11 protein-coding genes are annotated in these 13779 nt (G+C 74.9%); 7 read left to right on the top strand and 4 right to left on the bottom strand.

Going from position 1 to position 13779, the window contains the following annotated elements; genetic code table 11:
- Window positions 1–15: 15 nt before the first annotated feature.
- Window positions 16–696 carry an outer membrane lipoprotein carrier protein LolA gene (locus ANAEK_RS00475; RefSeq protein WP_012524174.1) on the bottom strand — a complete coding sequence of 227 codons (681 nt, stop codon included), beginning with the start codon at window positions 694–696 and terminating at the stop codon, window positions 16–18.
- 98 nt (window positions 697–794) lie between these two features.
- Between ANAEK_RS00475 and ANAEK_RS00470 the strand changes: the two genes are divergently transcribed.
- Window positions 795–1157, top strand: a complete 363-nt coding sequence (locus tag ANAEK_RS00470; protein WP_012524173.1) for a hypothetical protein — start codon at window positions 795–797, stop codon at window positions 1155–1157.
- An 18-nt stretch (window positions 1158–1175) separates the two neighbouring features.
- Here ANAEK_RS00470 and amrS read toward each other — a convergent pair whose 3' ends face one another.
- Window positions 1176–2246, bottom strand: a complete 1071-nt coding sequence (amrS, locus tag ANAEK_RS00465) for an AmmeMemoRadiSam system radical SAM enzyme (protein ID WP_012524172.1) — start codon at window positions 2244–2246, stop codon at window positions 1176–1178.
- A 174-nt stretch (window positions 2247–2420) separates the two neighbouring features.
- Here amrS and metH point away from each other — a divergent pair, with 174 nt between their 5' ends.
- Window positions 2421–5873 (top strand): methionine synthase, encoded by a 3453-nt coding sequence (gene metH / locus ANAEK_RS00460; RefSeq protein ID WP_012524171.1) that lies wholly within the window; start codon window positions 2421–2423, stop codon window positions 5871–5873.
- Here the strand turns inward: metH and ANAEK_RS00455 are convergent.
- Window positions 5834–6769: a LysR family transcriptional regulator gene (locus ANAEK_RS00455; RefSeq protein WP_012524170.1), complete on the bottom strand. Its 936-nt coding sequence runs from the start codon at window positions 6767–6769 to the stop codon at window positions 5834–5836. The two genes, metH and ANAEK_RS00455, sit on opposite strands and share 40 nt — an antisense overlap.
- Window positions 6770–6850: 81 nt before the next feature.
- Between ANAEK_RS00455 and ANAEK_RS00450 the strand changes: the two genes are divergently transcribed.
- The 4 genes from ANAEK_RS00450 to ANAEK_RS00435 all read left to right on the top strand — a co-directional run bounded on the left by ANAEK_RS00450 (window position 6851) and on the right by ANAEK_RS00435 (window position 11097).
- A complete protein-coding gene (locus ANAEK_RS00450) occupies window positions 6851–7267 on the top strand; it encodes a CidA/LrgA family protein (RefSeq protein WP_012524169.1) in 417 nt (138 codons plus the stop codon).
- The gene (locus ANAEK_RS00445; RefSeq protein WP_012524168.1) at window positions 7264–7938 is read left to right on the top strand and encodes an LrgB family protein; all 675 of its coding nucleotides are present in this window, start codon (window positions 7264–7266) and stop codon (window positions 7936–7938) included. The genes ANAEK_RS00450 and ANAEK_RS00445 overlap by 4 nt, the downstream gene beginning before the upstream one ends.
- Before the next feature lie 155 nt (window positions 7939–8093).
- Window positions 8094–9152: a YncE family protein gene (locus ANAEK_RS00440; protein WP_012524167.1), complete on the top strand. Its 1059-nt coding sequence runs from the start codon at window positions 8094–8096 to the stop codon at window positions 9150–9152.
- Window positions 9153–9174: 22 nt separating this feature from the next.
- Window positions 9175–11097: a carboxypeptidase regulatory-like domain-containing protein gene (locus tag ANAEK_RS00435; RefSeq protein WP_012524166.1), complete on the top strand. Its 1923-nt coding sequence runs from the start codon at window positions 9175–9177 to the stop codon at window positions 11095–11097.
- A gap of 210 nt (window positions 11098–11307) precedes the next feature.
- Here ANAEK_RS00435 and ANAEK_RS00430 read toward each other — a convergent pair whose 3' ends face one another.
- On the bottom strand, window positions 11308–12141 hold the full coding sequence (locus ANAEK_RS00430) for an LEA type 2 family protein (protein WP_012524165.1): 834 nt from the start codon (window positions 12139–12141) through the stop codon (window positions 11308–11310).
- A gap of 216 nt (window positions 12142–12357) precedes the next feature.
- Here ANAEK_RS00430 and dnaB point away from each other — a divergent pair, with 216 nt between their 5' ends.
- The gene (gene dnaB / locus ANAEK_RS00425) at window positions 12358–13779 is read left to right on the top strand and encodes a replicative DNA helicase (RefSeq protein ID WP_012524164.1); all 1422 of its coding nucleotides are present in this window, start codon (window positions 12358–12360) and stop codon (window positions 13777–13779) included.

The raw sequence follows: 13779 nt of genomic DNA, 5'->3' as shown, positions 1-13779 counted from the left end.
GGCCCCAGGATACGACTACTGGGCCTTCGGCGCCGCGATCCGGCGGACGTCCCGGGGGAGCTTCACCTCGAAGGCGGCGTCGGGCAGGCCCACGTTCCGCCGGACGTCCTCGAAGCGGATCTCGTTCGCGTTCCCGGCGCCGTCCACCACGCGGGTGGCGGTCACCTGCCCGTCCGCCGCCACGGTGAGCGCGATGGACTCGACCCGCGGGTCGGACTCCTTCGGCCGGAGCAGCAGCGCGCCCGACCCGTCGAGCGAGACGTCGAACTCGCGCAGGAGGTCGCCCTTGCCGAGCAGGAACGTCACCGCCGCGCTCATGGCCGAGCTGTCGAACGCCTCGTCCACGTAGGCCTGGTTCTCCTCCGGCTCGTACTGCACCAGCCGCGAGCCCTTCACCGCCACCGTCTTCGCCGCCGGCTTCTCGTAGTCCCAGCGCATCATCCCGGGCTTCTTCACGCGCAGCGTGCCCGAGGACGTCTGCCGGCGGCCGAAGCCGGCGTAGGTGTAGGCCTGGCGGAAGCGCGCCTCGAGGTCGCGGGTCCGCTCGTAGAACGCCTGGACCTTCCGGGCGAGCGCGCGCGGATCCTCGAGGGTGCGCGCCGCCGCGGCGCCGCCGGGCTCCGCCGGGGCGGGGGCCGGGCCGGACGCGGCGAGGGCGAGCGCGACGGGCAGGGCGAGGAGGAAGCTCGAGGTCATGGCGGTCTAGATACCAGACGGCCCGCCGCGGCGGCGCATTCAGCCGGTCCGCGGTCCTTGACGGCCGGGGACGCTCGGGTGATCCTCCCGCCCTCCGAATGCGCCGCCTGCTCCTCGTCCCCATCGCCCTGACGTTCGCCCTCGCCGGCTGCTCCGGTCCCTGCCAGGACCTGGGCGATCGGCTCTGCCGGTGCGTGGGCGTCGGCACCACGCGCGACGCCTGCGAGCGGAGCGTGAAGGAGCAGCTGCAGAACCACAACCCGTCGAAGGACGTCGAGCACCTCTGCGACCAGCGGCTGAAGACCTGCCGCGCGCCGGACGGGGCCGAGTTCTGCGAGTGGATCAACACCGCCTGCGGCAAGGCCTCCTGCGGCCTGTCGTCGGACGAGCCGGAGACGGCCTGCACCCCCGCCGCGGCCGCCGCGCTCGAGGGCGAGCCGGTCCAGTCGGTCGAGCCCTGAGCCTCCCGCGCGGGCCGGTCACACCGGGACGCCGAGCGGCAGCGGGATCCCGTCGTCGAGCCGGACCCCCTCGTCGCCGAACCGCCCGGCGATGCGCGTCCCGCAGGCCGCGCAGGCGCCGCCCTTCATCCGCACCGCCCTCACCGCGAACCAGTCGCGCTCGATGACCCGGGCGCCGCACCCCGGGCAGAAGGTGGTGTCGCCCTCCGGGTCGTGGACGTTGCCGGTGTACACGTGGCGCAGCCCCTCGGCCCGGGCGATCGCGCGGGCGCGGGTGAGCGTGGCGGGCGGCGTGCGGGGCCGGTCGGTCAGCTTGTAGGCCGGGTGGAACGCGCTGAAGTGGAGCGGCACCTCCCGGCCCATGTGATCGCGGATCCAGCCGGCCAGGTCGCGCAGCTCGGCGTCGCCGTCGTTCAGGCCGGGGATGAGGAGCGTCGTCACCTCGGTCCAGACGCGCGTCTCGCGCGCCAGCCACTCCAGCGTGTCGAGCACCGGGGCGAGGTGCGAGAACGTCTGGCGCCGGTAGAACTCCTCGGTGAACGCCTTCAGGTCCACGTTGGCCGCGTCGGCGCGCGAGAACAGGTCGCGCCGCGCCTCGGGCGAGACGTAGCCGTTCGTCACCAGCACCGTGAACAGCCCCGCCGCGTGCGCCGCGTCGGCCACGTCGATGGCGTACTCCGCCCAGATGATGGGGTCGTTGTAGGTGAAGGCGATGCCCGGGCAGCCGGCCTCGCGCGCCAGCGCCACCACCCGCTCCGGCGTCCAGTCCACCTCGGAGTGCAGCTCGTCGAGGCGCGCCTTGGAGATGTCCCAGTTCTGGCAGAAGCGGCAGCCGAGGTTGCACCCGGCGGTGCCGAACGAGAGCACCCGCGCGCCGGGGTGGAAGTGCGCGAGCGGCTTCTTCTCGATGGGATCGACGGCGAACCCCGTCGATCGGCCCCAGGCGGAGGTGACGAGCTTGCCGCCCTCGTTCCGCCGCACGAAGCAGAACCCGGCCTGCCCTTCCCCGATCCGGCAGTCGCGCGGACACAGCGTGCAGCGGACCTTTCCGCCGGCCGCGGGCTCCCAGTAGCGCGCCTCGTGGATCATGGAGCGATCCTAGCGCCGGGGCCGCGCGAAGCGACCGGGGGGCGGGCGGGGCCCCTCCCGCCGGTGCGGTGGGCCTGCAGGCGGGCTCGATCGCTCGGGGCCGGGGTGTTATCTCTCTAACTTTGCGGACGCGTCTCCAGCCCTCCGCCCCGCCCTCTCCGAACGGACGACCCCGTGAACTTCCGCGAAGCCCTCGAACGCCGCCCGCTCGTGTTCGACGGCGCCATGGGCACCCAGATCCAGCGCCACCAGCTCACCGCCGCGGAGTTCGGCGGGAAGGAGGGCGCGAACGACCTGCTCACGCTCACCCGCCCCGACCTCATCGAGGAGATCCACGCGCGCTACTTCGCGGTGGGCTGCGACGTGGTGGAGACGAACACGTTCGGCTCCTCGCGGCTGAAGCTCGACGAGTACGGGCTCGGCCACCGCACCTACGAGGTGAACTGCCGGGCGGCCATCCTGGCCCGCCGCGCCGCCGACCGCTACTCGACCCCGGATCAGCCGCGCTTCGTGGCCGGCTCGATCGGCCCGACCGGCATGCTGCCGTCGTCCTCCGACCCGGCGCTCGGGAACATCACCTCCGACGCGCTGGAGCGGATCTTCTTCGAGCAGGCGAAGGGGCTGGTGGAGGGCGGGGTGGACGCCCTCATCATCGAGACGCAGCAGGACATGCTCGAGCTCCGCGCCGCGGTGCTGGCCTGCGACGCGGTCCGGCGCGAGGCGCTGCGCGACGTGTTCGTCATCGCCCAGCCCACGCTCATCGACGCGAACGGCCGCATGCTGCTCGGCACCGACATCGGCAGCGCGGTCGCCACGCTGGAGCGGCTGCCGGTGGACGCGATCGGCCTCAACTGCTCCACCGGGCCGGACGAGATGCGCGCCTCGGTGAAGGCGCTCGCCGAGAAGTGCTCGCACTTCGTCTCGGTGCTGCCGAACGCCGGCATGCCCGAGAACGTGGACGGGCGGGCGGTCTACAAGCTCTCGCCCGACGACCTCGCCCGCGCGCTCGTCGGCTTCGTGGCCGAGTACGGCGTGGACATCGTGGGGGGCTGCTGCGGCACCACGCCCGAGCACCTGCGCAAGGTGGTCGAGGCGCTGCGCGCCCGGCCCGCGCCGCGCCGCCGCCGCCCCGCGCCCGCGGCCGAGCTCTCCTCCGCCATGAAGGCGGTCCCGCTCGCCATGGAGCCGCGGCCGCTGGTGGTGGGCGAGCGGCTGAACAGCCAGGGCTCGCGCAAGGTGAAGGAGCTGCTGCTCGCCGACGACTACGCCGGCCTGGTGCAGATCGCGCGCGGGCAGGTGGAGGCGGGCGCGCACGTGCTCGACGTGTGCGTGGCGCTGAACGAGCGCGACGACGAGGCGGCGCAGATGCGCACGCTCGCGAAGCTGCTGGCGCAGTCGGTGGACGCGCCGCTCATGATCGACTCCACCGAGCCGGACGTGATCGAGGGCGCGCTCAAGGTCTACCCGGGCCGCTGCATCGTGAACTCGGTGAACCTGGAGAAGTCCGGGGAGCGGGTGCGCCGGGTGCTGCCGCTGGTGCGCCGCTACGGCGCCGCGGTGGTCGCCATGACCATCGACGAGAAGGGCATGGCGCAGACCGCCGAGCGCAAGGCCGAGGTGGCCCGGCGCATCGTGGCGGTGGCGAAGGACCACGGCATCCCGCCGGACAGCCTGGTGTTCGACGCGCTCACCTTCACGCTCGCCACCGGCGGCGAGGAGTACCGCCGGAGCGCGGTCGAGACGCTGGAGGGCATCCGCCGCATCAAGGCGGAGAACCCGGGCGTGCTCACCACCCTCGGGGTCTCCAACGTCTCCTTCGGCCTGGCGAAGAGCGCGCGCGAGGTGGTGAACTCGGTGTTCCTGTACCACGCGGTGCAGGCCGGGCTCGACCTCGCCATCGTGAACCCGAAGGACATCCTCCCCTACCCCGCCATCGACGCGGCGGAGCGGGCGCTCGCGGAGGACCTGGTGTTCGACCGCCGGCCCGACGCGCTGGCGCGGCTCATCGCCCACTTCGGCGCGAAGGGCGCGCCGGAGAAGGCCGCGGTGGACCCGCTCGCCGGCGCCGGCGGGAAGAGCGCCGAGGAGCGCATCCACCTCCAGATCCTGCACCGCCGGCCGGAGGGCATCGAGGCGCTCATCGACGAGGCGCTGACCCGCCGCTCCGCGGTGGACGTGCTGAACCAGGTGCTCCTGCCCGCCATGAAGGACGTGGGCGACCGGTTCGGCGCGGGCGAGCTGATCCTGCCGTTCGTGCTCCAGTCCGCCGAGGTGATGAAGAAGGCGGTCGCCCACCTGGAGCAGTTCCTGGAGAAGAAGGCCGGCGCCACCAAGGGGAACGTGGTCCTCGCCACCGTCTACGGCGACGTCCACGACATCGGCAAGAACCTGGTGAAGACCATCCTCTCCAACAACGGCTTCACCGTGCACGACCTCGGCAAGCAGGTGCCGGTCGCCACCGTGCTCGACAAGGCGCTGCAGGTGAACGCCGACGCGATCGGCCTGTCCGCGCTGCTCGTCTCCACCTCCAAGCAGATGCCGTTCTGCGTGGAGGAGCTGCACCGCCGCAACCTCTCGTTCCCGGTGATCATCGGCGGCGCCGCCATCAACCGCCGCTTCGGCTACCGCACGCACTTCGCGCAGGACGGCAACCCGTACGCGGGCGGCGTGTTCTACGCGAAGGACGCGTTCGAGGGGCTGGAGGTGGTGGAGGCGCTGGTGGACCCGGCCCGCCGCGAGGCGCTCCGGCGCGAGGTGCTGCAGAAGGCCGTCGCGGAGAAGTCCCGGCCCGCCGCGGAGCCGGTGGCGCAGGCGCCGGCGCGGCGCACCGGCTCGGTCGCGCCCGCCGCGCGCGTGCCGGCGCCGCCGTTCTGGGGCCCGCGGGTGGTGCCGTCCGGCAGCATCGCGCTCGCCGACGTGTGGCCGCACCTGGACCTCGCCGAGCTGTTCAAGCTGCAGTGGGGCGTGAAGGCGAAGGGGGCCGAGTACGAGCGGCTCATCCGCGAGGAGTTCGGCCCGAAGCTGGAGGAGCTGAAGGCCGAGGCGCAGGCGCAGGGGTGGCTGGTGCCGAAGGTGGTCTACGGCTACTTCCCCTGCCACGCCGAGGGGAACGACCTCGTGGTGCTCGACCCCACCCACCGCAAGGCCGAGGTGGCGCGCCTCCAGTTCCCGCGCCAGCCCGACGACCGCAACCTCTGCCTCGCCGACTACTTCCGCGAGGAGCGCGGCGCCGACGTGTGCGCGCTGCAGGTGGTCACGGTCGGCGACCAGGCCACGCACCTCGCCGAGCAGGCGCAGGAGCGCGGCGACTACACCCGCGCGCTGTTCCTGCACGGCCTGGCGGTCGAGACCGCCGAGGCGCTCGCCGAGTACTGGCACCGCCAGGTCCGCGGGGAGCTCGGGCTCGCCGACGGCCAGGGGAAGCGCTACTCGCCCGGCTACCCGTCGTGGCCGGAGCTCTCGGACCAGCGGCAGGTCTGGAAGCTCCTCGACCCGGTCCGCACCATCGGCGTCTCGCTCACCGACGCCTGCCAGATGGTGCCGGAGCAGTCCACCAGCGCGATCGTGCTCCACCACCCGGACGCCATCTACTTCCTGGTGCGCGGCCTGGAGCGCGCGGCCGGGTAGCCCGCCGCCCGCCGCGGGAGCAGCACCTCGCGCGCGGTCTCGACGAACGCGCGCGCGGCGGCGGAGAGCGTCCCCTCGCGGCGCCAGATCAGGCCGAGGTTCCAGCCGATGGCCGGCGCGGCGAGCGGCACCACCGCCACCTGCGCCGGGTCGAGCCGCCGGCAGATGGTGCGGGGGAGCAGCGCCACCCCCACGTCCGCCGCGGCCATGGCCGCCATGAAGTCCCACTGCCCGGTCTCGCTCGCCACCTGCGGCGAGAACCCGGCCGCGCGGCAGGCGTCGAGGATGCGGCCGCGCAGCGCGAAGTCGGCCCGGTAGAGCAGGAACGGCGTGCCGGCGAGGTCGGCGAGCGCGAGCCGCGGGCGGCGCGCGAGCGGGCTCGCCGGGTGGAGCACCGCCGCGAGCACGTCGTGGACGAACGGGAGCGCCTCGAAGCGCGCCTCGTCGGTCGGGAGCACGGTCACGCCCACGTCGAGCGCGCCGGACGCCACCAGCGCCTCCACCTCGCGCGCCCCCTCCTCGCGCAGCTCGAGCTGGATGCCCGGGTAGCGCTGGCGGTAGGCGGCCAGCACCGGGGGGAAGAACGCGCCGCTCACCATGGGCGGCAGGCCGACGCGGGCGCGGCCGCGGCGCAGCGCGCCCAGGTCGGCCACCTCGTCCTCGATGGCCCGCACCGCCGCGAGCACGCCCTCGGCCCGCGCCAGCACCGCCCGCCCCGCCTCGGTGGGCACGGTCCGGCGCGCGCCGCGCTCGAGCAGCGGCACGCCGATCTCGTCCTCCAGCGCCCGGACCGCCTTGCTCACCGCCGGCTGCGTCACGTGCAGCGCCGCCGCCGCCCGGGTGAAGCCGCCCTGCCGCACCACCTCGACGAACGCGCCCAGCCCGCGCAGGTCCATCCCGCCTCCATGCCTGTCCGGAATGCATCCTAGTCCAAAGATTCACTTCCATCATGGCAGGGCGCCGCCTAGGTTCCGCCGATGCCTCGCGCCGTCCACGCAGCCTCCCCCGCCGCCCCGCCGCCCCGCACCGCCGCGCTGCTGGCGCTCCCGCTCCAGCTCCTCGCGCTGGGCGCGTTCTGGGGCGCGGGCGCGCTCGCCGCCCGCGCGCTGCGCCTCCCGCTCCCCGGCGGCGTGGTGGGGATGCTGCTGCTCCTCGCCGCGCTCCGGCTCGGCGTGGTGCGGGCGGAGTGGCTGGAGCGGGGGGCCGCGTGGCTGTTCCGCCACATGCTGCTCTTCTTCATCCCGGCCGCGGTCGGCGCCATCCAGTACCCGGAGCTGCTCGGCAGCGAGGGGGCCCGCGCGCTCGCGGTGGTGGCGGTGAGCACGGTGCTCGTCATGGCGGTGACCGGGGCCACGGTGGAGTGGCTGGCGCGCCGCCGCGAGGAGGCGCCGTGATCGCCGCCGCCTGGATCGCCCTCACCGCCGCGCTCTACGCGGCCGCCCGCGCGCTGCACCGCCGCTTCCCGCGGCCGTGGCTCACGCCGCTGCTGGTGGTGCCGGGCGCGCTCGCGGCGCTCCTGCTCGCCGCGCGCGTGCCGTACCCGGGCTACATGCAGGGCGGGCGGCTCCTGGTGGACCTCCTCGGCCCGGCCACGGTGGCGTTCGCGCTGCCGCTCCACCGGCACGCGGGCCTCCTGCGCCGCCACGCCGCCGAGCTCTGCGCCGGGATCCTGGCCGGCTGCGCGGTGGCGGTCGGGAGCTCGTTCCTGCTCGCCCGGGCGCTGGGCCTCGACCGGCCGCTCGCGCTCAGCCTGGCGCCGCGCTCCATCACCACCCCGTTCGCGATGCAGGTGGCGGGCGACCTGGGCGGCGTGCCGGCGCTGGCGGCGGTGTTCGTGATCCTCACCGCGGTGGTCGGCCTGGTGGTGGGGCAGCTCCTGGTGCGCTGGCTGCCGCTCCGGAGCGCGGTGGCGCGCGGCGCGCTGTTCGGCATGGGCGCGCACGCCGCCGGCACCGCGCAGGCGATGGAGCTGGGGCGCGTCGAGGGCGCCGTCGCCGGGGTGGTGATGATCGTCGCCGGCCTGGGCGTGCTGGTCGCGACCCCGCTCCTCCGCCTGGCGCTGTAGCCGCGCCCGCCTGTCCCCGCGCACAGGCCGCCCGGCCGGCGCGCCCGTTCCCCGAGAAGGACCGCGCCTCCCGCGGCCGCCGCGCGCATCCTGCGGCGCTCGCGCTCGCCTGCGCGCCCGCCCGCGAGGCGCCGGCCGCGCGCCACCACCTGTACGTGAGCCAGGCGGCGAGCGGCACGGTGGCGGTGGTCGATCCCGAGCGCGGCGAGACGGTGCGCCGGATCGCGGTGGGACAGCTCCCGCACCAGCTCCTCGCGGTGGGCGACCGGCTGCTCGTCGTCCTCACCGGCTCGCAGGCGGTGGCGGAGCTGGATCCCGCCACGGCCCGCCCGACCCGGACCTTCCTCACCGCGCCGCTCCCGGCGGCGCGCGAGGACGGCAGCCCCATCGCCGGCCACGCCACCGCCGAGGCCGCCGCGGCCACGAGCTGCGCCGCCTGCCACGGCGTGCCCGGCGGACCGCCGCCGCGCTACGTGGGCGAGCGGCCCATCGCCATGCTGGCGCTCCCGGGCGGTCGCCTCCTCGTGGCCCACGTCCGCTCCGGCGCGCTCACCGAGCTCGATCTCGCCACCGGCGCGATCCATCGCCGCGTGGCGCTCGCGCCGGCCGGCGACGCGCGCGAGGCGGTCGCGCTCGCGCTGCTGGGCGACGAGGTGCTGGTGGCGCTCCGGCCGAAGCCCCCCTCCGGCGAGCCCGCCGTGATCCGCCGGCTCGACGCGGACACGCTCGCGCCGCTCGGCGACGTGGCGGTCGGCCCGGATCCGGTGGCGCTGCTCGCGCTCCCGGAGCGGGGGCTCGCGCTCGTCTCCGACTTCGCCTCCGACACCGTCACGCCCGTCACCGCGGGCGCCGCCGCGGGCGCCGGCCCGGCGTTCACCGCCGCGCCCGGGCCCATGGGCCTCTTGCCGCTCCCCGGCGGCCGCCGCGTGCTGGCGCTCGACTACTACTCCGACGCGATCTCGCGCCTCGATCTCGACACCGGCGAGGTCCGCACCGAGCGGCTCCGCTCCGCCGCGCGCCCCTACGCGAACCCGAGCCACGCCGCGCTCTCGCCGGACGGCCGCACCGCCTGGGTGGTGTCGGCCGGGACCGAGGGGCACGTCCTCGCGGTGGACGTCGAGACGCTCGCGGTCGTGGGCGCCGTCCCGGTGGACGGCCTCTCCTTCGCGGTGGCCGTGGTGCCCGGCCCCGCCCCGCTTCCCCCCGCACCCTGAACCCCATCCGACAGGAGCCCCGATGAGCCCGTTTCCCTTTCCCCGGCCCGGCGCGCGCGCCGCGCTCGCCCCCGCCGCCCTCGTCCTCGTCGCCGCGCTCGCGGCCTGCGGTGGCGGAGGAGGAGGGGGCGGCAGCAGCCCCCCGCCCCCGCCCCCTCCGCCGGGCGGCGCCAGCACCGTCCTCGGCGCGGTCACCGACGCCCGGAGCGGCGCGCGCCTCGCCGGCGTCACCGTCACGGCCGCCGGCCGCACCGCGGTGACCGACGCCGCCGGCGAGTTCACCCTCACCGGCCTCGCCGCCGGCGACGTGCGGCTCACCTTCACGAAGGAAGGCTACGCGCCGAGCTACGCCGGCGCCCGCTCCGGCGACCGCTCCGAGGCGGTGCTCGCCACGCTGAAGCGCGAGGGGGCGCGGCAGCCCTACGATCCGTCCACCGCCCGGACCTTCTCGGAGGTGACCGAGGCCGGCCCGTACGCGGTGATCCTCCCGGCCGGCAGCCTCGACACGGCCGCGACCGAGCTGGAGGTGACCATCACCCCGGTCGATCCCAGCAAGGAGACCGCGGTGCTCCCCGGCGAGCTGGTGGCGGGGAGCGCCGGCGGGACGGTGCTCGCGCCGGTGACGTTCGCCGAGTTCAGCATCTACGAGCCGTCCGGCCGCCGCGTGAACCTGAAGCCCTCGGCGAGCGCGGTGGTCGAGCTGCCCATCCCGCCCGCGCTGCGTCCGCGCTACCCCCTCGGCACCGTGATCCACTGCTACTCCTACGACCCCGCCACCGGCGCCTGGGAGGACTTCGTGGAGGGCACGGTGGCGCGCTCGAGCGTCGACGGCGAGACGCCGGTGCTGCGCGCCGCCATCCGCCACTTCTCCTGGTACGGCGCCGCGCCGGAGGGGAACGAGTGCGCCGACCTGTACGGGCGGGTGGTGTCGGCGGTGGACGGGCGGCCGCTCCCGAACGCGCGCGTCGAGGCGTTCCCCGGGACCACCGCGTACACCGACGCGAACGGGAACTTCCAGGTGGTGGCGCTCCGCGACGGCGCCTCGAGCCTGGTCGCCTACCAGACCGGCTTCGATCTCGACGGCTCGCTCACCGGCATGCCCGGCGCGAAGTACATCGAGTTCGGCAAGGTGGACGACCTGCCGCTCACCGGGCTGGTGGCGCGCTCCTGCGCCGGGGGCGCCGCGCTCGCGGGCGCGGCCGGCGAGATGCAGGCCGCCGCCGCCGGCGTCGGCACGCCCGCCGATCCGCTGCTGGTGCGCGTCGGGGTGCTGAGCAAGCTCTCCTACGAGGTCACCGCCTGGGTGGACGCGAACGGCGCCGCGGCGCTCGTGAGCGAGGGCGTGCCGGGCCCGGACGGCGAGCTCGTGGACCCGCAGCCGACCGACGGCGCGGTGATCACCGTCACCGGCCCGGACGGCGCGCACGCGCTCCCGCTGGCGGCGGAGGGCACCGGCGTGTTCAGCGCCGCGTTCACCGGCGAGCCGGGCCGGCGCTACACCATCACGGTGGACGCGAACGGCGACGGCGCGGTGGACGGCACCGGGTTCACCTACCTCGTGGGCGAGCCGGCCTTCACGTCGCCGGCGGAGGGCGCCACCCTGGACGCGGCCGGGCTCCGCGCCGCCTGGACCGACGCCGCGGTCGAGGCCGGCACCGCCGACGCGGACTACGCGCCGCTCTACTGGGCCGCGGTGACGGCCGCGGCCGAGCCCTGGGACGGCGACTTCTACTGGGGCAGCGACCGCGGCTTCGACGTCCGCTCGCTCGTCAGCGGCGAGCCGCTCGCGCCCGGCGCGTACTCGGCCGCGGTGCTGGCGCTGTGCGGACCGTACGCCGCGGCCGGCCAGGACGTCGCGCTGGTGAAGAACGTCACCGGCGCGGGCATCTCGGGCGAGTTCTTCAGCTTCGCCGCCGGCACCGAGGTGGGGTTCACCGTCCGCTGACCCCCGCTCGCCGCGCCCCGGCGGTGGGGCGCGGCGGAACGCCGGGGCCGCCCCGTGACCAGCCACCGCACCCGCACGCGCGGAACGTTCGGGCGGGGGCTTGCTGGCACGCCCGTCGGGCATCAGGGTGGAGGGAGGCCGGCTCCTCCCCTCCCATGCCGGCCTCGAGGCGCCCGGCGGACGGTCTCCCCGCCGGGCGTCTCCTTTCGTTCACTTCGCGACGGGGACGCGCCCGCCCAGGTCGAGCGGCACCGGCAGGCCTCCCAGGTCGGCGGTGCCGCGCATGCCCACGTCCACCGGCGCGCCGCGCATCAGCTCGCTGGCGGCCCGGCCGGCGCGGAGCAGGTCCACCTTGAGCGGGATGGTGAGGACCGTGCTCCCCTGCGCGGGCACCGCGGCCAGGGCGCGCCCGTCGATCCGCCCGACCTGGCTGCCGGCCAGCGAGACCGCCGAGTCGAGCGTGCCGGAGGGGATCGCGAACGCGTTCGGGTTCTTCACCCGCAGCTTCACGTCGAGCGCGAGGTCGGAGAGCGACACCGAGCGGACCGACAGCCCCTCCAGCGTGAAGCCGGGGAGGCGCGGCAGCTTCAGGCTGTCCTCGTGGGAGATGGGCAGGTCCACCACGCCCACCGGCGTGGAGACCCCGACCGTGCCGCCCAGCTTGTAGCGGATGGACTCCTGCTGGCGTCCGAGCAGCGACACGATGCCCGGCACGTCCTTGAAGCGCACCCGCACCGGGAACGTGACCGGCGCCTTCCCGGCCGCCGGGATCTTCAGGCCGCCGGGCATGTCGCCGGCGGCGATGCGCGTCCCCTCCACCTCGACGCCGTAGCCGAGGCGCGCCAGCGTGAGGCCGAAGCCGTTCGGGTTCTCGAGGTCGAACTGGAAGCCCAGCGTGGCGCCCTCGAGGTCGAGCGACTGCAGCGTGGCGGAGCGGAAGGTGAGCTTCGGCTTCTCGAACGCCGACGCGGCGAGCTGGTTGAGGGCGGCGCAGCCGGAGAGCGCCACGATCGAGGTGAGGGCGAGGAGCCGGAGGGATCGCATGCCGTGGTTGTACCGCGGCCGCGGGACGCGGGCGTACCGGAGCCGCCTCCCACCTCACCCGCCCAGGGCACACCGCAGGGCCCGGGCGAGCCGTCCACAGCCCATCCACACGCCGTCCACAGCCTTTCCACCGCGTCTTTCCATGCGTTTTCGGCGGTTATCCACCGCACATCGACAATGATCGGGTCACAGTCGGCTGGTAGGCTGCGCCGCTCGATGGCCGAATCGGATCCTGCCCGCCGCGTCGCCGAAGCCGGCGTCTCCCCCCTGCGCTCCGCGCGCGATCTCCCCCACAGCCTCGAGGCCGAGCAGGCGGTGCTGGGCGCGATCCTGGTGGAGGAGACCGCCTTCGACCAGGTGGCGGCGCTGCTCCGGGCCGGCGACTTCTACCTGCTCGCCCACCAGCACGTGTACGGCGCGTGCGAGGAGCTGGCCCGCGAGTCGAAGACGCTCGATCCCATCCTGATCCAGCAGCGGCTCGACGCGAAGGGGCTGCTCGGCTCGGCGGTCCCGCACGAGCTCCCGCTCACGCTGGCGCGCGCCATCGGCACCGCGTCGAACGTGGGCCACTACGCGCGCACCGTGCAGGACCTGGCCCGGCTGCGGGTGATGATGCTCACCGCGCAGCGGCTGGTGGAGCGCGGCTACGAGGCGGGCGCGAACGTCCAGCACTTCCTGGACGCCGCCCAGCAGGAGGTGTTCGGCGCGGCGCAGGGCACCAGCGTCGACACGCTGAAGAAGATCTCCGAGCCGGTGCTGCGCGCGCTCGAGAACCTCGAGGCGGTGCAGAAGCGGGTGCAGGCCGGCCTGTCGCCCATCACCGGGGTGCCCACCGGCATCCAGACGCTCGACCGGAACACGCTCGGGCTGCAGCCCGGCACGCTGACCGTCCTCGCCGCCCGCCCGTCGGTCGGCAAGACCGCCTTCGCGCTCAACATCGCCACCCACGCCGCCACCAAGGCGCAGCGCAAGGTGGCGTTCTTCTCGCTGGAGATGCCCGCCGACCAGCTCGCGCTCCGCATGCTCGCGTCCGAGGGCAAGCTCGACTGGCGCAAGCTCTCGCAGGGCCAGCTCTCCCGGCACGACTGGGACAAGCTCGCCACCCAGGCCGACCGCATCGGCGCCGCCAGCCTGTGGCTCGACGACAACTTCGTGCTCACCCCCGTCGAGCTGCGCTCGAAGTGCCGCAAGCTGAAGCGCGAGAACGGCGGGCTCGACCTGGTGATGATCGACTACCTGCAGCTCATGCACGCGCCCAGCGATCGCTCCAACCAGTCGCGCGAGCAGGAGATCGCCACCATCAGCCGCTCGCTCAAGTCGCTGGCGAAGGAGCTCGAGTGCCCCATCGTGGCGCTCTCGCAGCTGAACCGCAGCGTGGAGAAGCGCAAGGGCGAGCCCCCCATGCTCTCCGACCTCCGCGAGTCCGGCGCCATCGAGCAGGACGCCGACATCGTGATGTTCCTGCACCGCGCGGAGGAGGACAACAAGGACGTCCAGCAGGGCACCGCCAGCGGCGACACGCTCCCCGTGCAGCTCATCGTCGCGAAGCAGCGCCAGGGCCCCACCTGCACCATCGACCTGGTGTTCTTCAAGAGCACCACCTACTTCGCCGAGATGGACCGCCGGCCCCAGCAGTAG

The sequence above is a fragment of the Anaeromyxobacter sp. K genome (assembly GCF_000020805.1).
Classification (GTDB): Bacteria; Myxococcota; Myxococcia; order Myxococcales; family Anaeromyxobacteraceae; genus Anaeromyxobacter; species Anaeromyxobacter dehalogenans.
Note: the sequence above shows the minus strand (reverse complement) of the source record. Positions and strands in the feature narration are given on the sequence as shown.

Excerpts from the sequence above, each read along its gene's own strand:
- ANAEK_RS00435 (WP_012524166.1), top strand. The coding sequence starts at position 9,175 with ATGAGCCCGTTTCCCTTTCCCCGGCCCGGCGCGCGCGCCGCGCTCGCC.
- dnaB (WP_012524164.1), top strand. The coding sequence starts at position 12,358 with ATGGCCGAATCGGATCCTGCCCGCCGCGTCGCCGAAGCCGGCGTCTCC.
- ANAEK_RS00470 (WP_012524173.1), top strand. The coding sequence starts at position 795 with ATGCGCCGCCTGCTCCTCGTCCCCATCGCCCTGACGTTCGCCCTCGCC.
- ANAEK_RS00475 (WP_012524174.1), bottom strand. The coding sequence starts at position 696 with ATGACCTCGAGCTTCCTCCTCGCCCTGCCCGTCGCGCTCGCCCTCGCC.
- ANAEK_RS00455 (WP_012524170.1), bottom strand. The coding sequence starts at position 6,769 with ATGGACCTGCGCGGGCTGGGCGCGTTCGTCGAGGTGGTGCGGCAGGGC.
- ANAEK_RS00450 (WP_012524169.1), top strand. The coding sequence starts at position 6,851 with ATGCCTCGCGCCGTCCACGCAGCCTCCCCCGCCGCCCCGCCGCCCCGC.
- ANAEK_RS00430 (WP_012524165.1), bottom strand. The coding sequence starts at position 12,141 with ATGCGATCCCTCCGGCTCCTCGCCCTCACCTCGATCGTGGCGCTCTCC.
- amrS (WP_012524172.1), bottom strand. The coding sequence starts at position 2,246 with ATGATCCACGAGGCGCGCTACTGGGAGCCCGCGGCCGGCGGAAAGGTC.